24 protein-coding genes are annotated in these 21,652 nt (G+C 68.4%); 20 read left to right on the plus strand and 4 right to left on the minus strand.

Annotation, left to right across the window (positions count from 1 at the left end):
- Positions 1-875: WD40 repeat domain-containing protein (locus tag ACYVE7_RS00775; RefSeq protein ID WP_460362258.1), on the plus strand; the 875-nt coding region annotated here is incomplete at its 5' end.
- Here ACYVE7_RS00775 and ACYVE7_RS00780 read toward each other — a convergent pair.
- Positions 872-1,333: a hypothetical protein gene (locus tag ACYVE7_RS00780; RefSeq protein ID WP_460362259.1), complete on the minus strand. Its 462-nt coding sequence runs from the start codon at positions 1,331-1,333 to the stop codon at positions 872-874. The two genes, ACYVE7_RS00775 and ACYVE7_RS00780, sit on opposite strands and share 4 nt — an antisense overlap.
- Before the next feature lie 122 nt (positions 1,334-1,455).
- On the opposite strand from ACYVE7_RS00780, the gene ACYVE7_RS00785 reads away from it, so the two are divergent.
- From ACYVE7_RS00785 to ACYVE7_RS00860, 16 genes are all read left to right on the plus strand, one after another.
- Positions 1,456-2,616, plus strand: coding sequence for a hypothetical protein (locus ACYVE7_RS00785; protein WP_460362261.1), 1,161 nt, complete (start codon positions 1,456-1,458; stop codon positions 2,614-2,616).
- 151 nt (positions 2,617-2,767) lie between these two features.
- Complete coding sequence (locus ACYVE7_RS00790) at positions 2,768-3,946, plus strand: MraY family glycosyltransferase (protein ID WP_460362264.1); 1,179 nt, start codon at positions 2,768-2,770, stop codon at positions 3,944-3,946.
- 111 nt (positions 3,947-4,057) lie between these two features.
- Positions 4,058-4,498: a hypothetical protein gene (locus ACYVE7_RS00795; RefSeq protein WP_460362266.1), complete on the plus strand. Its 441-nt coding sequence runs from the start codon at positions 4,058-4,060 to the stop codon at positions 4,496-4,498.
- Between the two features lie 26 nt (positions 4,499-4,524).
- Positions 4,525-4,740, plus strand: a complete 216-nt coding sequence (locus ACYVE7_RS00800) for a hypothetical protein (RefSeq protein WP_460362268.1) — start codon at positions 4,525-4,527, stop codon at positions 4,738-4,740.
- Positions 4,741-4,857: 117 nt separating this feature from the next.
- A complete protein-coding gene (gene atpB / locus ACYVE7_RS00805; protein WP_460362270.1) occupies positions 4,858-5,652 on the plus strand; it encodes a F0F1 ATP synthase subunit A in 795 nt (264 codons plus the stop codon).
- A gap of 66 nt (positions 5,653-5,718) precedes the next feature.
- Positions 5,719-5,958, plus strand: a complete 240-nt coding sequence (gene atpE, locus ACYVE7_RS00810) for an ATP synthase F0 subunit C (protein ID WP_460362272.1) — start codon at positions 5,719-5,721, stop codon at positions 5,956-5,958.
- A gap of 36 nt (positions 5,959-5,994) precedes the next feature.
- Positions 5,995-6,546 (plus strand): F0F1 ATP synthase subunit B, encoded by a 552-nt coding sequence (locus ACYVE7_RS00815; RefSeq protein ID WP_460362274.1) that lies wholly within the window; start codon positions 5,995-5,997, stop codon positions 6,544-6,546.
- Positions 6,546-7,358 (plus strand): F0F1 ATP synthase subunit delta, encoded by an 813-nt coding sequence (locus ACYVE7_RS00820; RefSeq protein WP_460362275.1) that lies wholly within the window; start codon positions 6,546-6,548, stop codon positions 7,356-7,358. Before ACYVE7_RS00815 ends, ACYVE7_RS00820 begins: the two co-directional genes overlap by 1 nt.
- Positions 7,359-7,374: 16 nt before the next feature.
- Positions 7,375-9,012, plus strand: a complete 1,638-nt coding sequence (atpA, locus tag ACYVE7_RS00825) for a F0F1 ATP synthase subunit alpha (protein ID WP_460362276.1) — start codon at positions 7,375-7,377, stop codon at positions 9,010-9,012.
- Positions 9,013-9,016: 4 nt separating this feature from the next.
- A complete protein-coding gene (locus tag ACYVE7_RS00830; protein ID WP_460362277.1) occupies positions 9,017-9,925 on the plus strand; it encodes a F0F1 ATP synthase subunit gamma in 909 nt (302 codons plus the stop codon).
- A 4-nt stretch (positions 9,926-9,929) separates the two neighbouring features.
- Complete coding sequence (gene atpD, locus ACYVE7_RS00835; RefSeq protein ID WP_460362278.1) at positions 9,930-11,351, plus strand: F0F1 ATP synthase subunit beta; 1,422 nt, start codon at positions 9,930-9,932, stop codon at positions 11,349-11,351.
- 67 nt (positions 11,352-11,418) lie between these two features.
- Positions 11,419-11,811, plus strand: coding sequence for a F0F1 ATP synthase subunit epsilon (locus ACYVE7_RS00840; protein WP_460362279.1), 393 nt, complete (start codon positions 11,419-11,421; stop codon positions 11,809-11,811).
- Between the two features lie 7 nt (positions 11,812-11,818).
- Positions 11,819-12,271 carry a DUF2550 domain-containing protein gene (locus ACYVE7_RS00845; RefSeq protein ID WP_460362280.1) on the plus strand — a complete coding sequence of 151 codons (453 nt, stop codon included), beginning with the start codon at positions 11,819-11,821 and terminating at the stop codon, positions 12,269-12,271.
- Positions 12,272-12,392: 121 nt separating this feature from the next.
- Positions 12,393-14,594, plus strand: a complete 2,202-nt coding sequence (locus ACYVE7_RS00850; protein ID WP_460362352.1) for a helicase-associated domain-containing protein — start codon at positions 12,393-12,395, stop codon at positions 14,592-14,594.
- Positions 14,595-14,821: 227 nt separating this feature from the next.
- Entirely contained in the window at positions 14,822-15,631 is an 810-nt protein-coding gene (locus ACYVE7_RS00855; protein WP_460362282.1) for a helix-turn-helix domain-containing protein, read from the plus strand.
- Between the two features lie 20 nt (positions 15,632-15,651).
- Positions 15,652-15,825 (plus strand): DUF397 domain-containing protein, encoded by a 174-nt coding sequence (locus ACYVE7_RS00860; RefSeq protein WP_460362353.1) that lies wholly within the window; start codon positions 15,652-15,654, stop codon positions 15,823-15,825.
- A gap of 52 nt (positions 15,826-15,877) precedes the next feature.
- Here the strand turns inward: ACYVE7_RS00860 and ACYVE7_RS00865 are convergent, their stop codons facing one another.
- From ACYVE7_RS00865 to ACYVE7_RS00875, 3 genes are all read right to left on the minus strand, one after another.
- On the minus strand, positions 15,878-16,957 hold the full coding sequence (locus tag ACYVE7_RS00865; RefSeq protein ID WP_460362284.1) for a hypothetical protein: 1,080 nt from the start codon (positions 16,955-16,957) through the stop codon (positions 15,878-15,880).
- Between the two features lie 62 nt (positions 16,958-17,019).
- Positions 17,020-17,661, minus strand: a complete 642-nt coding sequence (locus ACYVE7_RS00870; protein ID WP_460362286.1) for a hypothetical protein — start codon at positions 17,659-17,661, stop codon at positions 17,020-17,022.
- Positions 17,658-18,212: a sigma-70 family RNA polymerase sigma factor gene (locus ACYVE7_RS00875; protein WP_460362287.1), complete on the minus strand. Its 555-nt coding sequence runs from the start codon at positions 18,210-18,212 to the stop codon at positions 17,658-17,660. The genes ACYVE7_RS00870 and ACYVE7_RS00875 overlap by 4 nt, the downstream gene beginning before the upstream one ends.
- Positions 18,213-18,466: 254 nt before the next feature.
- Here ACYVE7_RS00875 and ACYVE7_RS00880 point away from each other — a divergent pair, with 254 nt between their 5' ends.
- From ACYVE7_RS00880 to ACYVE7_RS00890, 3 genes are read left to right on the plus strand one after another with little or no spacing between them, the layout of a single operon-like run.
- A complete protein-coding gene (locus ACYVE7_RS00880; protein WP_460362288.1) occupies positions 18,467-19,459 on the plus strand; it encodes a M23 family metallopeptidase in 993 nt (330 codons plus the stop codon).
- 11 nt (positions 19,460-19,470) lie between these two features.
- Positions 19,471-20,196 (plus strand): hypothetical protein, encoded by a 726-nt coding sequence (locus tag ACYVE7_RS00885; RefSeq protein ID WP_460362290.1) that lies wholly within the window; start codon positions 19,471-19,473, stop codon positions 20,194-20,196.
- Positions 20,193-21,611, plus strand: coding sequence for a ferredoxin (locus ACYVE7_RS00890; protein WP_460362292.1), 1,419 nt, complete (start codon positions 20,193-20,195; stop codon positions 21,609-21,611). The genes ACYVE7_RS00885 and ACYVE7_RS00890 overlap by 4 nt, the downstream gene beginning before the upstream one ends.
- Positions 21,612-21,652: the final 41 nt, after the last annotated feature.

A 21,652-nucleotide genomic window follows, 5' to 3' on the forward strand; every position in this document is an offset into this window, starting at 1 on the left:
CCGCCCCGGCCGCCCCCTACCTGTCGGGGCTGCGCGGCGCCGTCCGCGCGGTCGCCTTCAGCCCCGACGGCCGCAAACTCGCCACCGGCAGCGACGGCGACGGCCTGGTCTGGTGGGACGCCGACCGCCACACCCGCCTGTCCGACGCCACGGGCCCCGGCCAGATCACCGCCCTCGCCTTCAGCCCCGACGGCTCCCGCCTCGCGGTGAGCGGCACCGACAAGACCGTCTGGCTGTTCGACACCGCCTCAGGCCAGAAGACCGCGACCCTCGCCAAGCACTCCGGCGCCGTCCGCTCGGTGGCCTTCAACCGCGACGGCACCCTCCTGGCCAGCGGCGGCTCCGACGACACCATCTGGCTCTGGGACCCCGCCACCGGCAAGGAGATCGCCCCCCTGAAGGGCCACACCGACGACGTCGCCGCCCTAGCCTTCCACCCCGACGGCAAGACCCTGGCCAGCGGCTCCTCCGACCGTTCCGTCCGCCTGTGGGACACCGCCGCCCGCAAGGAGACCTACGCGTTCCGCGAGCACCGCGCCGCCGTCCTGGCCGTCGCGGTCAGCATCGACGGCAAGACCCTGGCCAGCGGGGGAGAGGACCAGACCGTCCGCTTCTGGGACCACGACGCCCGCAAGATCCTCTCCAGCCATGACGACCACTCCGACCTGGTCACGGCCCTGGCCTTCAGCCCTGACGGCGCCACCCTGGCCTCCGCCGGCTACGACGACGTCACCCGTCTGTGGGACTACAAGGCGGGCAAGGTCACCTCCGCGCTCCGCGACCAGAACGACTACGTCCTGTCCCTCGCCTACGCCAAAACGGGCACTCTCGCCACCGGCAGCGCCGACCGCACCGCCCCCGTCCGCTTCTACTAAGCCTTGTCGAGCAGCCCCGTGACGAGTTCGCCGGACGAGGTGTGGGTGCTGTAGCGGAGGGCGGAGCCGCGCAGGGCGATCCGGCCGGAGGAGGGGGTGCAGTCCTTGCCGGCTTTGGCCTTCTCGGTCACCTGGACGGAGTTGCGGTCGACGGACTCCAGTTTCAGTTCGAACACGCAGCCGCTGCCGGGCACGGAGGATTCGCCTACGACCTCGCCGACCGCTCCGTCCTGCAGGGTCAGGGCGACGGGCAGCCGCCCGGCGGGTCCGACGGCGTTTCCCGACCAGCTTCCGACGAGCGCGGCCGGCACGCGGGTGCCCTGCGCGGTGGCGCTGGTGGCGGCGGACGGGGGGACGTCGACCGTGACGAGCTCCACGCCGGGCTTGGTCGCGTACCAGGAAAGGGTCGCCACAAATGCGCAGGTCAGCAGCACAATGGGCCACTTCAGGGCGGACATGTGCACTCCCAAACGCAGCCGAGAGGCCGCAAACGGACAGGAAAAGCTCCGACGAACGGTGCGATCATCCCATGAACGCTACTATTCGGGGGCAATGCTAGATATGTACGGGGAGTGACTGGATGCCACGCATCGCCACCGTCGTGCTCACCACCGGTTCCCTCATTCTCGGCATGGGGGTATTCGCCCCCGCGGTTCAGGCGCGGGTGCCGTCTGCTCCGATCGAGAAGCCGGTCGAGCGCGCCGCGAAGAAGCCGTCGAACAAGGCCAAGGGCGGTTTCACGACCGCCAACGGCAAGTCGAAGCTGTTCAAGGAGATCAAGGTCACCGGTAGTTACTCGGTGGGCCTGGACAAGATCACCGTCAAGTACAAGGTGACGGACTACAAGAAGGACGGCTGGACGCCCGGCGTCCAGTTCGCCACGATCGAAGCGTGGGACGTCGACGACTCCGGCGTCTACTTCGTGAACCGCAAGAAGAAGGTCAAGAAGAACGGCCGTGGAATTCCGCCCGGCAGTGGTTCCGCGGGGAGTATCGCGGGCCCGCCGATCGCGAGCGACGTCAACCACGACCAGGGCACCACGAAGAAGTGCTACACCTGCAAGACCAAGCGCAATCCGCGCAAGAAGGTGTACACCAATCCGCTGCTCGACGGAAAATACACTTACAAATTCTCGAAGGCGTTCACCTCGAAGTACACCGAGGGCCTGTTCGTCCGGGAAGTGCTCGTCAAGAAGAAGCGCAAGGGCAAGGGCTACGAGATCAAGAAGGGCCCGCTGACCTTCGTCTATTCGGCCCCGGTCGGCCCTGTGGTCGGCGCCGGGAACGACGCCCGCGCCCAGGCCGTCAAGGTGCCGGTCACCAAGGCCGAGCGCGCCGCGATCGTCCGTCAGCTCCGCAAGGAGCCGCCGACGAAGTTCTACCCGTACTCCTCGGCGACCTTCGCCGACCAGCCGGCGGGCGTCACCGACTGGGGCATCGTCGGCGGGGTCAGGCAGGGCGACTACATCGCGCCGACGACCCTCGTCCGGGTCCGCGACGACCGCAAGGACAGGCGGGTCGCCGCCGCGCGGATCTTCTACGTCCAGAACCCGGACGACCCCGAGAACACCCCGATCGACGGGTGGGTGTTCTACTTGAAGAAGGACAACAGCGGCCGATGGGGCAGCTGGGTCTCTACTTCCAAGATCAATAACCATATGTTCTTCCAGAGCTGCGTCGGCACGGTGAGCGGTGGCAAGTTCACCGGCACCCTGTGCGGAAAGCTCCTGATCGGTTACTGATGGGCTTCTGACATCACGCTTAGCCTGGTGGGCATAGAGTGACCTGATCGCCGAGCGGCCGCCGTCAACCTTCGGTGGGCGGCGGCCGTCTCACAGATCGGGACCGACGAGCGGGGAGTGACGCTCGTCTCAGGCTAAGGACGGGCACCAGATGCGGGAGTACCTGCTCGTGATCCTCACGGGGATCGCGACCACGTATCTGCTCGTGTCCCCGGTGAAGAGTTTCGCGATCAGCATCGGCGCCCAGTCGAAGGTCCGCGACCGCGACGTCCACACCATCCCCACCCCGCGGGTCGGGGGGCTGGCGATGTACGGCGGGCTGATCGGCGCCCTGATCATGGCGAACGCCATGCCCCATCTGCACGGTGTCATCGCCGAGACCCGCACCGCCAGGGCCATGCTGCTGGCGGGCTGCCTGATCGTGCTGATCGGCATCGCGGACGATCTCTGGGAGATCGATCCGCTCACCAAGTTCGCGGGCCAGGTGGCCGCAGCCGGTCTGCTGATCATGAACGGTGTGCAGCTCTACTCGCTGCCGACCCCGTTCGGCGGCTCCTACTCCCTCGGCCAGTCCTACGGGATCCCGATCACGGTGCTGCTGGTCGTCGCGACGATCAACGCCGTCAACTTCATCGACGGGCTGGACGGCCTGGCCGCCGGCGTGGTCGGCATCGCGGCCTGCGCCCTGTTCATCCTCGGCTACCACATCGCCGACGCCCTGGAGTACCGCACCCTGGTGGGCCCGTCGCTGATCGCCGCGGTGCTGGTCGCGATGTGCGCGGGGTTCCTGCTGCACAACTTCCATCCCGCCCGGATCTTCATGGGCGACACCGGATCCATGCTGATCGGCCTGCTCATCGCGGCCTCCACGATCCAGATGACGTCGCTCCTGCCGCCGGAGCTGGGCAAGAAGTACGACCTGTTCCCGCTCTGGCTGCCGCTGATCCTGCTGCCGATGGTGGTCATCGTCCCCTATGTGGACATGCTGCTGGCCGTCTGGCGCCGCACCAACCAGGGACTGTCGCCTTTCTCACCCGACAAGCAGCATCTGCACCACCGGCTGCTGCGGCTGGGCCACTCCCACCGCCAGTCCGTGCTCATCATGTACGGCTGGGTCAGCCTCGTGGGCGCCTGCATGGTCGCCATCTCGTTCGTGCCGCCGGGGTCGCCGCGCTGGCAGGCCGGTGTCGTGACCATCACCATCCTGGCCGGACTGGCCGGAGCTGCCTTCATGGTCGTCTACCCTCGACTGCGCGCACGCCGTGCTCTCGCCGCAGATCTGAAGTCGGCTGCGGAGAGCGACGATTCCCTGAACCGGCAGCCGGTTTAACCAGGTCTTCGCTCCGCCGTTACCCAGTAGGTAATTGCGGGGGCCATCGGCGCTTGTGATAGCTTTCACGAAGTACCAAAGAACACGTAACGTCACCACTCGGAGCCCCTCATGGACTCGTCAGGCACACGGATCATCAGCGGTGCCGCCCTCCCCGCAACCCTTGTCGGAGTAGGCGCGACCGCGGTCAGCGCGGTTCTCGCCGGCACCAAGGGTGCGCTCGGCGCGGTGTTCGCGACCGTCGTGGTCGTCGCGTTCTTCACGGCGACCGCCTATGTCATGACGTGGGCTTCGAAGATCTCCCCCCAGACGATGATGCTCGCGGGCATCACCTCCTACATCGTCAAGATCGTCGCTCTGATGGTGATCATCTCGGTCGCCAAGAATGTCACGATCTGGAATCAGATCGCCTTCGGCTGGACCGTCGTCGCACTGGCTCTGACTTGGATCTTTGCCGAGTTCAGAATCGGTATGCAGGTGCGAAAGCCTTATATTGACGAACCTGCCGCGCCCCCGGCGCAGACAGGACCAAGCCGATATGACCGGCAGTAGGGCGGCCTGCTATGGTCCGGAGTGCGATGAGCGAGCACGTGCCACCCACTGAACGGCCAGGCCCGGGCTTTGCGGACGCCATGTGGTCGGTTCCCAGCTACCTCCTTTCAGGAATGGCGATCTGGGGCGGTGCGGGCTGGTTGATGAGCCAGTGGACCGGATGGCTTCTGTTCAAGCCGGTCGGCCTCATCATCGGGGCAGGGCTCTCCATCTACCTGGTCTTCGTCAAATTCGGCCGCTGACCATCCCGGTCAACGGAGCCGAACGAACAGTTCTTGATCCAACCCATAGTTTGAAGGGAACGCCACAGTGCGCGAGTGCAGCGAGCGGACCACCATGCCCACTGAGGTGAAGCAGTGATGGCATCGGCTGTCCTCGCTTCCGGCTCCGGCGAGGAGTTCACCCCCCCGGGCGTCGGACTGTTCAACTTCCCGCCGTTGTTCGCCGGTGGACCCGAATGGCTGACGAAGCCGGTGCTCGTCGCGCTGCTCGGTGTCCTGGTGACCATCGCGGTTTCGTGGGCGGCCTTCGCCAAGCCGAAGCTCGTGCCCAAGGGCGCCCAGAACGTCGGAGAGCTCGGTTACCTCTTCGTGCGTGACCAGGTGGCCCGGCCCTTCCTGGGCAAGGACGCCGAAACCTGGATGCCGCTGCTCTTCTCGATGTTCACCCTGATCTGGGTCTGGAACATCTCGGGCGTCATCCCGTTCGTGCAGTTCCCGGTGGCCTCGCACATCGCCTTCCCGGCGGTCCTGGCCCTCAGCGTGTACTTCCTCAAGATCTACCTGGGGATGAAGCACCAGGGACCGGTCAAGTACTTCACCAACCTGATCCCGAGCGGCCTGCCCAAGCCGATCTACGTGCTGCTGGTGCCGATCGAGTTTCTCTCGACGTTCATCCTGGCACCTTTCACGCACGCGGTCCGGCTCTTCGCGAACATGTTCGCCGGCCACCTGATCCTCGCGTTCTTCAGCCTCGTCGGCTACTGGTTCCTCATCGAGCACGCGACGCCGCTGGGCGCTCCGCTCGGTGTCCTGGGTGTCGTCATGACGATCGCGATGACCGCGTTCGAAATGTTCATCCAGTTCCTGCAGGCCTTCCTCTTCACCATGCTCGCCGCGATGTACATCGGCAGCGGGCTCCACGCGGACCACTAAGTTCCGCCCCGATAAATCACGACCTACCGGTGGAAAGTCCACCGGGCTACTAAAGGAGTAGAGCACATGAGCGTTCTCGCTCAGTCCCTCGCCGAGGTCCAGGGCAACGTCGGCGCCATCGGTTACGGCCTCGCGGCCATCGGCCCGGGTGTGGGCGTCGGCCTGATCTTCGGTCAGGGCGTGCAGGCCATGGCCCGCCAGCCCGAGATGACCGGTGTCATCCGCCAGAACATGATGCTGGGCTTCGTTCTCACCGAGGCGCTCGCCCTGATCGGTCTGGTCGCACCCTTCATCTACCCCTCCTAAACGTCCCAGACACCCTGACGGAGGGCTGCAAACATCATGATTACCGCAGCTTCATTGCTCGCCTCGGGGGAGCAGTCGAACCCGCTTATCCCGGACACCGCTGAGCTCGTCGTCGGATCGTTCGCTTTCTTTGTCGTCGTCTTCGTCGTCGGACGCCTTCTGGTGCCCCGGATTCAGAAGACCCTGGCGGAGCGCACCGAGCAGATCGAAGGCGGACTCAAGCGCGCCGAGGATGCTCAGGCCGAAGCCAAGGACGTGCTCGTCTCCTACAAGGCGCAGCTCGCCGAGGCTCGCCAGGAGGCCGCCCGTCTGCGGGAGGAAGCTCGTGAGCAGGGCGCTCAGATCATCGCTGAGATGAAGGAGCAGGCCCAGGTCGAGGCGCGTGGCATCGTCGAGAACGCGCGCACCCAGATCGAGGCGGAGCGGGCTCAGGCCATGGCTTCGCTGCGTAACGAGGTCGGCGCGCTGAGTGTCGATCTGGCCGGCAAGGTCGTCGGCGAGTCCCTGGAGGACGAGGCCCGCCAGCGTCGCGTGGTGGACCGCTTCCTTGAGGAGCTCGAAGCCGCCAACGCGAGCAAGGCCCTCTGATGGCCGGTGCTGTCAGCAGGGCCTCGCTGGCCGACGTCACGGAGAACCTCGCGGGTCTCGCGGGCTCTTCCGACGCGACCGTGCTGGGCGCCGAGCTGCTGGAGATCCTGCACCTGCTGGACCGCGAGCACGGCCTGCGCCGTGCCCTGTCCGACCCGGCCAAGCCCGCCGAAGAGAAGGCCGCCATCGCAGGCGCCCTGCTCGAAGGCAAGGTGAGCGCTCCGGCGCTGGCCGTTCTGCAGGACGTGGTCCGGCACCGTTGGAGCCGTCCGTCCGAGCTGACCGACGCGTTCGAGCAGCTCGCGGTGGCGTCCTACGTCACCGGAGCCGAGCGCGCAGGCCAGATCGACGAGCTGGAAGACGACATCTTCCGGTTCGCACGGGTGCTCGAAGGTGAGCCGGAACTGCGCAACGCGCTGGCCGGTCAGCACCTTCCCGCGGGCAAGAAGGCCGAGCTCGTCTCGTCCCTTCTCGCCGACAAGGTCTCGGGACCCAGCCTCGCGCTGATCACCGAGGTCGTGACGAACCCGCGGGGACGTAGCCTGGAGAAGGGTCTCGCCGAGCTCGGCAAGATCGTCGCTGCCCGGCGTAACCGCCTGGTCGCGACGGTTCGCACGGCTGTCTCGCTCACCCCGGAACAGCAGTCCCGGCTGGCGGCCGCGCTCGGCGCGTCCTACGGCCGCGACGTACATCTCAACATCGAGATCGACCCCACCATCATCGGCGGTATCGCCGTGCAGCTGGGGGACGACGCAATTGACGGCACGATCGCTGGACGCCTTGACGGCGTACGCCGGCGTATCGCGAGCTGAAGGCAAGAGAGGAATCATGGCGGAGCTGACGATCCGTCCGGATGAGATCCGGAACGCGCTGGAGCGTTTCGTCCAGTCGTACGAGCCCGACGCGGCCGCGCGCGAGGAGGTCGGCACTGTCACCGAGTCCGGCGACGGTATCGCTCGCGTCTCGGGACTCCCCTCGGCGATGGCGAACGAACTCCTTGAGTTCGAAGACGGCACCCGTGGCCTGGCGCTGAACCTTGACGTCCGTGAGATCGGCGCTGTGGTCCTTGGTGACTTCAGCAAGATCGAAGAGGGCCAGCCGGTGCGTCGCACCGGTGAAGTCCTCTCCGTGCCGGTGGGCGACAACTTCCTGGGCCGCGTCGTTGACGCCCTGGGCAACCCGATCGACGGCAAGGGCCCCGTGGAGTCCTCCGAGCGCCGTGCGCTGGAGCTCCAGGCCCCCACCGTCGTCCAGCGGCAGTCCGTCAAGGAGCCGCTGCAGACGGGTATCAAGGCCATCGACGCGATGACCCCGATCGGCCGTGGACAGCGCCAGCTGATCATCGGTGACCGCCAGACCGGTAAGACCACGGTCTGTGTGGACACGATCATCAACCAGCGCGAGAACTGGCTGTCCGGCGACCCCGACAAGCAGGTGCGCTGCATCTACGTCGCGGTCGGCCAGAAGGGCTCCACCATCGCTGCCGTCCGCGGCACGCTGGAGGAGGCCGGCGCCCTGGAGTACACCACGATCGTGGCTGCTCCGGCGTCCGACCCCGCGGGCTACAAGTACATCGCCCCCTACACCGGTTCGGCCATCGGCCAGCACTGGATGTACGAGGGCAAGCACGTCCTCATCGTCTTCGACGACCTGTCGAAGCAGGCCGAGGCCTACCGCGCCGTCTCCCTGCTGCTGCGCCGCCCGCCGGGCCGCGAGGCTTACCCGGGTGACGTCTTCTACCTGCACTCGCGTCTGCTCGAGCGCTGCGCGAAGCTGTCGGACGAGATGGGCAAGGGCTCGATGACCGGTCTTCCGATCATCGAGACCAAGGGCAACGACGTGTCGGCGTTCATCCCGACCAACGTCATCTCGATCACCGACGGTCAGTGCTTCCTTGAGACCGACCTGTTCAACCAGGGTGTGCGGCCGGCCATCAACGTCGGTGTCTCCGTCTCCCGAGTCGGTGGCTCCGCGCAGATCAAGGCCATGCGCAAGGTCGCCGGTACCCTCCGTCTGGCGCTGTCCCAGTACCGTGACCTGGAGGCCTTCGCGGCCTTCGCCTCGGACCTGGACGCGGCGTCGAAGGCTCAGCTGGAGCGCGGTGCGCGGCTGGTCGAGCTGCTCAAGCAGCCCCAGTACTCGCCGTTCCCGGTCGAGAAGCAGGTCGTCTCGGTGTGGGCCGGTACCTCCGGTGAGCTGGACGACGTGCCGGTCGAGGACATCAAGCGCTTCGAGGCCGACTTCCTGGACTACGTCGAGCACAACGCCAAGGGCGTTCTGCCGGGTATCCGGGAGACCAAGGACCTGTCTGACGACGCCCTGACCACGCTGAAGAGCGCGATCACGGAGTTCAAGCAGGGCTTCACCACCTCCGCGGGCACCCTGCTGGGCGCCGACGAGGAGGTCGAGCCGCTGAACGCCGAGGACGTCGAGCAGGAGACCATTCCGCGCGTCAAGAAGGCTTGATCCGATGGGTGCGCAGCTTCGTATGCTCCGGCGCAAGATCAAGTCGGTCAAGTCGACCGCCAAGATCACGCGCGCTCAGGAGCTGATCGCCACCTCGCGGATCGCCAAGGCGCAGGAACGCGTCGCGGCGTCCAAGCCCTATGCCGAGCAGATCACCGTCGCACTGTCGGCGCTGATCAGCCACCGGCCCGGGGTCGACCACCCGCTGCTCAACGAGCAGCCGGAGGACAAGCGCTCGGCCGTTCTGATCGTCACCTCCGACCGCGGCTTCTGCGGCGGCTACAACGCCAACGTGATCCGTGAGGCCGAGGCCCTGGCCGCGCGCCTGCGCGAGCAGGGACGCGAGCCGATCGCCTACGTCGTGGGCAACAAGGGCATCACCTGGCACAAGTTCCGCGACCGGGTCGTGGGCGGGGAGTGGCACGGTTTCAGTGACCGCCCCTCGTTCGTCGACGCCGAGCGGATCGGCCGCAAACTGGTCGAGGACTTCCTGAAGACCGACGCGGAGGGCGGTGTCGGTGAGATCCACGTGGTCTACACCGAGTTCGTCTCGATGCTGACCCAGGAGACCCACGTCAAACGGCTGCTCCCGCTGGTTGTCGAGGAGACGCGGGAGGACAAGGGCCACGCCCTTCCCTCCTACGACTTCGAGCCGACCGCGCAGGACACGCTGGACCTGCTGCTGCCGAACTACATCGAGAGCCGCATCTTCCACATGCTGCTCCAGGGTGCCGCTTCGGAGCACGCCGCCCGGCGCCGCGCCATGAAGTCCGCGACGGACAACGCCAACGACCTGATCTCCGTGTACTCGCGCCAGGCCAACCAGGCGCGCCAGGCCGAGATCACCCAGGAAATCAGCGAGATCGTCGGCGGCGCGAACGCGCTGGCCGACGCTAGCGCGGGGAGTGAATAGGAACATGTCTGCAACTGCGGTAGCGATCGGCACCGGCCGTGTCGTCCGGGTCATCGGCCCGGTCGTCGACGTCGAATTCCCCGCCGACGCGATGCCTGTGATCAACAACTCCTGCCATGTCGAGGTCACCCTCGGCGAGGAGAAGAAGACGCTGACCCTCGAGGTCGCCCAGCACCTGGGTGACAACGTGGTCCGCGCCATCTCCATGCAGCCCACCGACGGCCTCACCCGCGGCGCCTCGGTCACCGACTCCGGCGAGCCCATCTCGGTGCCCGTCGGCGACGTGACCAAGGGCCACGTGTGGAACGCCCTGGGCCAGTGCCTGGACGCCCCCGGCCTCGTGGTCAACGAGCGCTGGGGCATCCACCGCTCGGCTCCGCCGTTCGACCAGCTCGAGTCGAAGACCGAGATGCTCGAGACCGGCATCAAGGTCATCGACCTGCTGACCCCGTACGTCAAGGGCGGCAAGATCGGTCTGTTCGGTGGCGCCGGTGTCGGCAAGACCGTTCTGATCCAGGAAATGATCACCCGTGTCGCCCGTAACTTCGGTGGCACCTCGGTGTTCGCCGGCGTCGGCGAGCGCACCCGTGAGGGCAACGACCTCTGGGTGGAAATGGAAGAGGCGAACGTCCTCAAGGACACCGCCCTCGTGTTCGGCCAGATGGACGAGCCCCCGGGCACCCGTCTGCGGGTGGCGCTTTCCGCTCTGACGATGGCGGAGTACTTCCGCGACGTCCAGAAGCAGGACGTGCTGCTGTTCATCGACAACATCTTCCGCTTCACCCAGGCCGGTTCCGAGGTCTCGACCCTGCTGGGCCGGATGCCGTCCGCGGTGGGTTACCAGCCCACCCTGGCCGACGAGATGGGCCAGCTCCAGGAGCGGATCACCTCGACCCGTGGACACTCGATCACCTCGATGCAGGCGATCTACGTCCCCGCGGACGACATCACCGACCCGGCGCCCCACACCACCTTCGCCCACCTCGACGCGACCACGGTTCTGTCCCGTGCGATCACGGAGAAGGGCATCTACCCGGCCGTCGACCCGCTGGACTCGTCCTCGCGGATCATGGACCCTGCCATCATCGGCAAGGACCACTACGACGTCGCGCAGGAAGTCATCCGGATCCTCCAGAAGTACAAGGAGCTCCAGGACATCATCGCGATCCTCGGTATCGACGAACTGTCGGAAGAGGACAAGGTCACCGTTCAGCGCGCCCGTCGCATCGAGCGGTTCCTGTCCCACCCGATGTACGTCGCGGAGGCGTTCACCGGCCAGCCCGGTGTCACCGTCTCCCGCGAGGAGACCGTCGCCTCCTTCAAGGCGCTGTGCGAGGGTAAGTACGACCACATCCCCGAGCAGGCGTTCTTCATGTGCGGTGGCATCGAAGACGTCGAAAAGAAAGCCAAGGAACTGGCGCGCTAAGAACCGACGCTGTGGCAGCGGACCCCGGTCCGCTGCCACGCTGCGGGACTTTTCTTAGGAGGAGCACGTGGCGATCAAGGTCGCGCTTGTCTCTCCCGAACGCGAAGTGTGGTCGGGAGAAGCAGAAATGGTGGTCGCGCAGACCATCGAGGGTGAGATCGGTATCCGTACCGGTCACGCTCCCGTCCTCGGCGTGCTCGTCGACGGCAGCCTGGTGAAGATTCACCCGGCCTCCGGCGACGTGATCGTCGCGGCGGTCGGCAGCGGGTTCTTCTCGGTGGCCGACAACGAGATCTCCGTCCTCGCCGAGCAGGCGGAACTGGGCTCCGAGGTCAACGTCTCCGCCGCCAGGGACGCGCTCGCCGCGGCCCAGGCCGGCAGCGGCGACGACCTTGAGCCGCAGCCCGTCGCCGAGCGGCGCGCCCGTGCGCGTCTGCGCGCGGCCGGGGTAGAGGCGTAACAAGACAGTGGGCGAGCACCTGGCTACGGACATCGGCTGGGTGCTCGCCGCCGTCGTCGTGGCGGCGATCCTCCTTTTCGGCCTGATGTCCCTGCGCCGCTGGCTCCTGGAGCTGGGCGGCGGCACCGTCGAGTGCTCGCTCCGCGAACTCGACTCCACCGGTGTCTGGCGTCTGGGCATCGGCCGCTATGTCGGCGACGAACTCCAGTGGCACCGCATCTTCGGTTACGGCCGCGCCCCGCGCGCCGTCGTCCACCGCCGCGGCCTGATCGTCACCAACCGCCGCACCCCCGCCGGCGAAGAGACCGCCGCCCTCACCCCCGACGCCCAGATCATCGAAGTCAAAGACGGCGACCACTCGGTAGAACTAGCCATGTCCACAGCCGCCCTAACCGGCTTCCTGGCCTGGCTGGAATCCTCCCCCCCAGGCTGGCCCATAGACCTCCAATCCAGCCTCTGACGAGAGGCGTCAGTGGGCCGACGGGGCCGTCGGCGGCGCGTCGGCGCCGTGGTTTGCCGGATGGGATTTGCGGCTGCTTTCTGCCGACAGGGGCGGTGGTGGGTCGTAGCCTTGGACGGTGATGGTGGAGAAGGTGCTGGGGGCGCTGACGGTCGAGCAGTTGGCGCGGGTGATCGATGAGCGGTCGCTGGCGGTGGTGGGGCGGGTGCCCGGTTCGCTGGCGGAGCTGGCTCGGTTGCTGGAGCAGCCGCGGCATCAGGTGGCGGCGCTGACTTCGGTGAACAGCGCTGAGCTGCGGGTGCTGGAGAAGATCGTTGAGCTGGGCGGTGGGCGGCTGAACCGGGCGTGGGGCGGGCTGCCCGACCAGGAGGCCGCCCAGGATGCCGTGGTCGAGGCGTTCGGTGCGGCGCACCGCGATGAGGTCGGTGCGGTGCTCGCCGAGCTGGTGAACCGGGTGATCGTGCTTCCGGTCGGGCGTGGACAGGTACGGCTGCCCGGCGCGGTCGCTGGGGCGTTGAGCACGCGGGAGTACCAGCCCGCACCCGCGGTGCACCTGCTGGACGACGCCTTCAACAAGCCTGAGCTGCTGCGGATCGCCGGGGCGCTCGGGCTGCCGGTGACGGGGCAGCGGGCACAGCTACTGGAACGGTTGCACGAGTTCTTCTCCGACGCCGACCGCGTCCATGCGCTGGTCGTGAGCGCCCCGCCGGGCGCGGCCGAGATCCTCGCGAGCATCGTCGCGCGGCAGGGCCTCCTGGCCACTCATCGGTTCGTCGGATGGTCGAAGTACACCTTCGCACCTCTGGGGTCGGGGGATCCGGGCACCGACTGGCTGGCGGATCGTGCGCTGGTGATCCCGGTCGCGCCGGAGCTCGCCGAAGCCCCGCTCGAGGTGCACGAGGCGCTGCGCGAGCGGCACGGCGGAGGGTTCGTGCCCGCCCCCAAGCCGCTTCTCACCGTGGAAGCCCCCGCCGAACGCACGATCGGTGAGGGACGCGCGGCCGTGACCACCGCCGTGTCCCGGCTCGAAGGGCTCTGCCGGTCGTTGTCGTCCGCACCGGCGAACGTCCGCAAGGTCGGCGGGCTGGCCGTCCGCGACACCCGCCGTCTCGCCAAGGAGATCGGCGCTCCGGACGAGGAGACCCGGCTGTGGATCGATCTGTCGGTCGCCGCCGGGATCCTCGACGTCGAAACCGAAACCCCGCCGGCCCGAGGCCGGCGCCGGCCGGAGCCGTCACCTCCACGCAGACTGATGCCCTCCCGCGGCCACGACGACTGGCTGGCGGGTTCGCCTGCCGAACGTCTCGCGCCCGTCGTCGCGGCCTGGGCGCACCACGGCAACATCGTCACCTGGTGGCCTGAGGAATCCGACGAAACCCCCGTCGCGCTCGTCAGTCCGGACGACGGCACCGCCCCGCAGGTTCGTCTGGCGGTGCTCAGCGCGCTCGCGGCGCTTCCCGAAGGGCAGGGGGCGGACGACCGTTCGGCGCAGGGCCTCAACACGTTCGTCGAGGCCGTCACCTGGCACCGTCCGCTGGCCGTGGGCGACGAGCACGAAGCGCGGATCCTCGCCACCCTGACCGAGGCCCGGCTGCTGGGCGTCGTCGCCCACGGAGCCCTCACCCCGCTGGGACACGCCGTCCGCACCGTCCTCAATCGGCGGCTCCACCACGACGGACCGCCCACCGCGGACACCGTCGCCGTCATCACCGCCGCGCTCGAGGACCTGCTCCCGGCACCGGTCGCCTACGCCCGGTTCCAAGCCGATCTGACGGCCGTCGTCCCCGGCCTTCCCGCGCCCGGTGTCGCCACGCTGCTCAACGACGCCGCCGACCGCGAATCCGAAGGCCATGCCGTCGTCTGGCGGTTCAGCCCGGCCTCCGTCCGGCGCGCTCTCGACGGCGGCCTCGACCCCGACGACCTCCTCGCACGCCTCACGGACCTGGCGCTCGACCCGCTGCCGCAACCCCTCGAATACCTGATCAAGGACGTGGCGCGCCGCCACGGCCAGATCAAGGTCGTCCACTCGGCCTGCTGTCTGCGCTCCGACGACGAGGCGCTGGTTCACGAACTCGCCAACCACCGGGCACTGCGCAAGATCGGCCTCCGCCGGATCGCCCCCACCGTCCTGGTCAGCGCCCAACCGCCCGCCGAGACCCTCCAGGCTCTGCGCGCCGCCGGCTACACCCCCACCCTCGAAGCACAGACCGGCACCGCCATCGTCGAACGCACCCCCACCAGCCGCACCACCAGAACCCGAACCCCCCGCACCAAGTCCCTCACCAGCACCGAACTGGCCGAAAAACTCCTCGCCACCCGCTGACCTCCGACGTGAAGCGCGGTGGCCATGCTCGCCTTCGTCCTGGTGGGGTGGGGCGGTGGGGTTTCGTGGAACTTCATCTCGCTTCGGTGACTTTCGGTACGCCTCGGGGTGGTGGGGTTACGCTCGGCGATAGAGCTGGCTGTTCGTTGCTCGTCCGTTTCGAGCCTCATGACGCCCCGGAGGCAGTGATGTCGCGTGTGTCGTCCCGACCCGATCCTGATTCGCTCATGACCCATCTCGGCACCGAACTTCTTCGGCTGCGGGCGCGGGCGGGGCTGTCGCAGATGCAGCTCGCCGAAGCACTCGGATGCACGAACCAGTGGATCGGGCAGTTGGAGGGAGCCGTCAAGTCGATCTCCCTCGCGACCGCTCAGGACCTGGACGTCTACTTCAAGACCGAAGGCTGGGACAGTGGCGACGGCGGCCATTTCACGCGCCTCCACCGCGCCATCAAGAAGGCGAACCTCTCCCGCGTCCTCCTTCCCGGCTTCGAGGCATACCTGGAACGTGAGTCGTCGGCCATCACGATCTGCTGTTATGCCACGCACGGTATGCCCGGTCTCCTTCAGACGGAGGAGTACGCCCGCGGCACGATGAGCGACGACGAACTCCCCGAGACGCTGGACGCGCGAGTCGCCGGACGGATGGAACGTCGAGAAATCCTGAATCGCGGTAGGCCGCCGCACTCCTTCTTCGTCATTGACGAGGCGGTCTTCCACCGGCCGGTCGGGGGCCCGACGGTCATGGCCGGTCAGCTTGATCATCTGATCGGTTTCGCCGATTCGCCGCGCGTGCAGATCCATGTCCTGCCTTACGCGCCGGTGGTGCCCACGGCGCTGGAGGGCGGCTACATGCTGCTGAGCTTCGAGGACGAGAACGACCTGGCATATGTGGAGACAGCGAGCGTCGGCCAGCTGATCGAGAAGCGCGATGTGGTCGCGAACCGGCGGGTAAGCTTCAGCACGCTGATGGGTGGTGCTCTCTCGCGAGCCGAGTCCGTCACCTGGATGAAGCGCCTGCGGAAGGAGCATCCGTGACTCAGGAAATCGTCGCCCCTGTGTGGCGTAAGAGCAGCTACAGCGCGGGTAACGGCGGCGAGTGCGTGGAACTGGCCGCTCATCGGGGCCGTCTTCTGATCCGCGATTCCAAGCACCCCGCTGAGCCTTCGCTGAACCTGCCGGGTGTCAGCGCTCGCACGCTTTTCGCCGCTCTGCGGAGGGCTCGGGGCTGAGCTTGGCATGGGCAGGGCTGGTGGGCCCTGCCCATTTCGGGAGAGGTGGCGGTCAGTAGGTGTAGCCGCCGTCGCCGTAGTCGTCGTTCTGGTCGCCGGCGGAGTCGTCGGTGCTGGGCTGGGTCTGGGTGGCTTGGGCCTTTTTGCCTTCGGGGGTGGTGGCCCACCAGACTCCGCCGACGCCGTGGCCGTTGGTGTCGCCGGGCTGGGTGTCCTTGGCGTAGCGGTACAGGGGCCAGCCGTTCAAGGTGACCTGGCAGATGCCGTCGGCGCGCATGATGTTGCCGATCAGGTTCTTCGAGACGCCCGTCAGCTTCAGCTTGCCCTGGAACTTCACCGGCGGCCACGCCTTCGCGCAGTCACCGTTGCAGTTCGACTTCTTGGAGTTCTGGACGTCCTTGTCGAACCGGTACAGGGTCCAGCCCTTGCCGTCGACGACGATCCAGTTGAGCTTCGCGTCCTTGACGGCCTTCAGGACCGTCCAGCCCTTCCAGTTGTTCTGGCCGCCGCCGTTGTTCTGCTGCGGGGGAGTGGTGGTGCTGGGCTTCGGCGGCGCCGGCTCCTGCGGGGCGGGCGGGGTGTCGGCCGCGGCCTTGGCCTTCTTGCCGGCCGGGTTCGACGCGAACCAGGCGCCGCCGACGCCCTGGCCGTTGGTGTCGCCGGGCTGGGTGTCCTTGGCGTAGCGGTACAGCGGCCAGCCGCCGAGCGTCACCTGCTCGGAGCCGTCCGCGCGGGTCGTGGTGCCGACCAGGCTCTTGCTGACGCCCTTGAGCTGGACGTCGTCGGACGACTTCACCGGCGGCCACGCCTTCGCGCAGTCGTCCTCGCAGTTCGACACCGACGGCTCGGCGGTGTCCTTGTCGAACCGGTACAAGGTCCAGCCCTTGCCGTCCACGACGATCTTGCCGAGCGACGGGTCGTTCTGCACGCTGAGCGCGACCGGTTTGGCCGCGCCCTGCGGCTCCGGCGCCTCGCCGTCGCCGCCCTCGTCGCCGGTGTCCTGGTTCGTCAGCTCGAACGCCGACGGCTTGTTCTCGTCCTTGGTGCTTCCGGTGACCGCGTTGGCGGTGAAGAGGATCCCCGTGGTGGCGACGGCGGCCAGGGGGAACGCCCAGATCGGTCGAATCCGCATGGTGGTACCTCTCGAACGGAAGGGTTGTCGAGAGGCTTTACGCGACGGAAGGCGACCAGGGTTCAGGTGCGGACGGGGAAGGTGAGCAGGACCGTGCCGTTGTCCGACCTGACCTCGAGCCGGTCGAGCTCGCCGAGCTGGTCGGCCACCCCGCCCTCGACGCGCAGATGCTCCGGATCGGCGGGGACGGCCCAGCCGCTCGCGACCCGCTCGTCGCCGTTCTTGGCGATGACGACGAGTTCGCAGTCGAACGGCCCGCCCCGCACCCCGTCCATGTCGAGCGCGATCCAGGTGCCCCAGCTCCGGCGGTCCAGGACGGCCGTGCCCCGCACCCCGGTCGCGGTGTCGGCGGCCGTGAACTGGACGCCCTTGGACATGTCGATGCCGGGGACCCGGTCGTTTGCCGACAGCGCGACCCCGCCCGTCACCCCGCCGAGGATCAGCACGAAACCGGCGGCCACGGAGGTCAGCCAGTTGCGGGCGACGCCCTTGCGGCGGCTCTGCCGCGCCGGGATCGAGGCGATGGTGCTGGCGGGCGGCGGTTCGACTCCGGTGAGGAGCCGCCCCATCCCGCCGAGGTCGGCCAGTTCCATCGTGCAGAACCGGCAGCCCGACAGATGCGCCTCGAAAACGCGGCGGTCCTGCTCGTTCAGCACGCCGAGAGCGTAGGCGGCGACGTCGGTGTGCTCGATCTCGTAGCTCACGTGTCCACCCCCATCTCCTCCAGCGCGACCCGCAGGGCCTTCAACCCGTAGTAGACCCGTGACTTCACGGTACCGACCGGAATCCCGAGCACCACCGCGGCTTCGTTAACGGTTCGGCCACGCAGGACCGTCTCGGTGAGCGCTTCGCGGTGGGCGGCGGAGAGCGTCATCAACGCCTCGGAGACCACGACCGTACGCAGCAGGTCCTCCATCCCGTCGGGAACGGGCACGTTCTCCAGCGGGCCGTCCCCCGTCTCACGGGGACGTGAGTCGCGGCGCCGCCGGTCGTCGATCACGATACGGCGCGCGACGGTCGCGAGCCAAGGCATCAGCGACTCGACGTCGGGGTCGAGCCGGTTGACGTTGCGCCAGGCGCGGATCATCGTCTCCTGGACGACGTCTTCGGCCCAGTACCGGTCGCCGCCGGTCAGTCCCATGACGAACGCGTGCAGCGGTCGCTGGTAGCCGGCGAACAGTTCGGCGAAGACCTGTTCCCGGTCGCCTGACCGCACCCCGCGCAGCCAGGCGAACCGGCGTGGGCTCGGGAACATCGAGGCTCCAGGGTCGAGTCCGGGGACGCTTTGGACTGTCGGGACTCTAGGCCCCGAATCAGCCGGAGCGTGGGTGTTCTGAACCATCGGCAGGAATCCTCCATCCCGGGTGATCCGAACGCCGGGATCCAGCCGTACGTACGGGGTGACGGGACGGTTCATCGGGTGCTTCAAGTCCGTTTTGTGGCGCCCGAGCTAGAAGGAAAGCCGCGATTCAATGGATACCGGAGAGTCACTTTGTTACGAACGAGCCCATGGGACGTAGAAGGCTCGTCAATCCGCGCACGGTGGCGATCGCCGCGGACCGTGTGTCGGCGGCGGGCGTCGCCGTCGCTCTGGCCGTCACGGTCGTCATGGCGGCGATCGTGGAACGCCGTGTGCTCGACGGCCCGGACGGTCCGCCGCCGCCTCAGCCGCTGCGGCCGGTGGCGACCGAACCGAGCGGCTCGGCCTCGCGGCCGCAGCGGCTGGAGAACCGCGTGGCCGACCTCATGGTCGCCGAGCGGGGAAGGGTGGCCCGCATGGTGTACGACGCGCAGGGCGGCAGCCCGGTCGTCGCGGTCTCGCGCCAGACCGACGACAGGATCTGGTCGTTCGGCGTGGTCGCGTTGCCCGTCCCCACCTCCAGCCCGGCGATGCCGCAGGTCGCGCTGTTCCTGGCGCGCTGGGAAGGTCGCCGCTGGCGGGCGGGCCTGTCGGGGACCGAGGCGTTCCGCGCGCTGCTGCGCGTGGTCCCGACCCGGCTGCTGCCCGCGACGGAGATCCGCACGCTGGCGCGGTTCAGCGTCGGCCCCGTCACCCAGCCGCAGCTCATGCTCCCCTGGCAGGTCGGCGAGAGCCGCCGGGTCGCCGCCCTGCCGGGGAACCTCGCCTTCGACGGCGCCGGCCAGGTGCTGGCCGCCACCGACGGCATCCTCTACCGCTTCTGCGCGGACTCCGCCGGAAACGGGCTGGTCATGATCGTCAACGATACGGGGCTCGCCACCCGCTACTACCGGCTGTCCGACGTCACGGGCGTCGCGGACGGCACGGTGGTGCGGCAGGGCGACTACCTCGGCCGGCCGGGCGGCCCCGGAGGGTGCGGCGGCGCTTCGGTGCCGACCGTGCTGTTCGGGCTCGGCCAGGGCGACGGCGATCTGCCGCTGTCCGGCCGGACCCTCGGCGGCTGGAAGTTCCGTGAGGGCTGGGCCCGGCGCGGCGACCAGCAGATCATGCCCGGCCAGGAGCTAGCCAACTTCGGACCCTGACAGGAGTCACTATGGCCGAAACCCCCCGATGGACACTGCCTGCACTGTTCGTCGTCGCACCTTTGACGCTCGGCCTGGCCGCCACCCGGCCGGGCGCCGCTTTCGCCGCGCGCGCCCAGGACTTCCTGCTCACCTATGCGGGTGTCTTCGCGCTGGTGGCGTTCAGCCTGACCGTGATGATCGGGCTGATGGCGACCGACCGGAGCCTGTTGTCGATCCGGTACCGGGTGCTCGCGCAGGCCGGGCACCGCACCACCTCGACGGTCGGGATGACCTTCCTGGTGGCCCATTTGATGGTGAAGATCCTCGCCGGGCGGGCTTCGGCGGCCGACGCCGTCGTGTTCGGCGTCGGGCCGATCGGGCTCGGCGCGCTCGCCTTCGACCTGTTCATGATCGTCCTGCTGAGCGGGGTGACCAGGTTCTGGTTCGCCGCGGGCACCAGGCCGGGGCTCTGGCGGGGGCTGCACGCCCTGTCGTACGTGGCCTGGCCGGTAGCGATCATGCACGGGCTGACCGCGGGACGCGCCGCCGCGGGCTGGGTGGTCTGGTCGTACGTGCTCTGCCTGGTCTTCGTCGGGCTCGCGCTGCTCAACCGGGTGGTGCTGGTCGTCCGGCCGGTCGATCCGGTCCGTGAGGGTGAGCCGGAACCGGCGCCCGCCCCGGCCAGGGCACGGAGCAGGGAACAGGCCCGCGAGGGCGAGCAGACCCGGAGCAAGGCGAAGGCGGAGCAGCGATGAGCCTGACGTTCACGGCGATCGACGCCCCCAGGATCGGCGCCGGTTTCGACCGGTTCGACCGGCTGAATCTGGCGCAGCACCGGGCGATGCACGGGCGCATCCCCGAACTGGGCCTCGGTTCACTGATCGAGCTGGTCGAACGGGTCGATCTGCGCGGCAGGGGCGGGGCGGCGTTTCCGTTCGGCCGCAAGCTCGCCGCCGTCAGCAAGGCGGGGCCCGGCGGGATCGTGCTGGTCAACGCCGCCGAAGGCGAGCCGGGCAGCAGCAAGGACGCCCTGCTGCTGACCCGCGCCCCCCACCTCGTCCTGGACGGGGCGGAGCTCGCCGCCGAAGCGCTGCGCGCCGAGGAGATCGTCATCGGGGTCGAGGGCAGCGCGGGGGAGAAGTCGCTGCGCGAGGCCGTCGACGAGCGGCGGTTCCGCTGCCCGGTCCGGATCGTGCCGCTGCTGGAGCGGTTCATCTCCGGTGAGGGCGGGGCGCTGGTGCGCGCCGCCAACGGCGAGAACCCGATCCCGCCGGGACGCAAGGTGCGCGCCGCCGTCTCGGGCGTCGACGGGCAGCCGACCCTGCTGTCCAACGCCGAGACCTACGCGCAGCTCGCCGTCCTGGCCTCGCTGGGCGCCGAACTGTACGCCTCGACCGGAACCGAGGACGAACCCGGGACGGTCCTGCTGACCATCGCGGGCGAGCACATCGTCGAAGTGCCGACGGGCACCTCGCTGCGGACCGTCTTCTCCCAGGTGGGGGTCGGTTTCGGGCAGGGCGTGCTGACTGGCGGCTACCACGGCGCCTGGCTGAGCCCCGACGCCGCCGCGGCCGCGAAGGTGTCGCGGGCCGGGATGCGGGCCGTCGGCGGTTCGCTCGGCGCTGGCATCATGCTGCCGCTGGCGGCGGGGGTCTGCCCGCTGGAGGAGGCGCTGCGGGTGGCGTCGTATCTGGCCGCCCAGTCGGCCGGGCAGTGCGGTCCGTGCCGGCTCGGGCTGCCGGAGATCGTCCGGACCCTGTCGGAGCTGAAGGACGGCTACGGCAACCCCCTGTCGGTGCGGCGCGCCGTCGGGATCGGCCGGGGGCGCGGCGCGTGCAAGCATCCCGACGGGACGGCCACGTTCGTCCTGTCGGCGATGACGGCGTTCGCCGAGGACATCGCGGTGCACGCCGAGGCGGGGACCTGCGGTCGTCCCGTGCGGGGGCTGCTGCACGTGCCGGGCGACGACGGCGGCCGGCTGGAGGTCGACTGGTCGCGCTGCGAGGGCCACGGCGTCTGCGCCTACGTGGTGCCCGAGGTGATCAGGCTGGACCGCAACGGGTTCCCCGTCATCTCCGACGGGCCGCTGCCGGCGTGGCTGGAGCGTGACGTCCGCAAGGCCGTCGCGATGTGTCCCGCGCTCGCGCTCCGCCGCCAAGAAAAGAACTGACAAGAGAAGAGCCGACGGCCGAAATCAATCCGTTATCGGGT

This window comes from Actinocorallia lasiicapitis, from assembly GCF_054778695.1.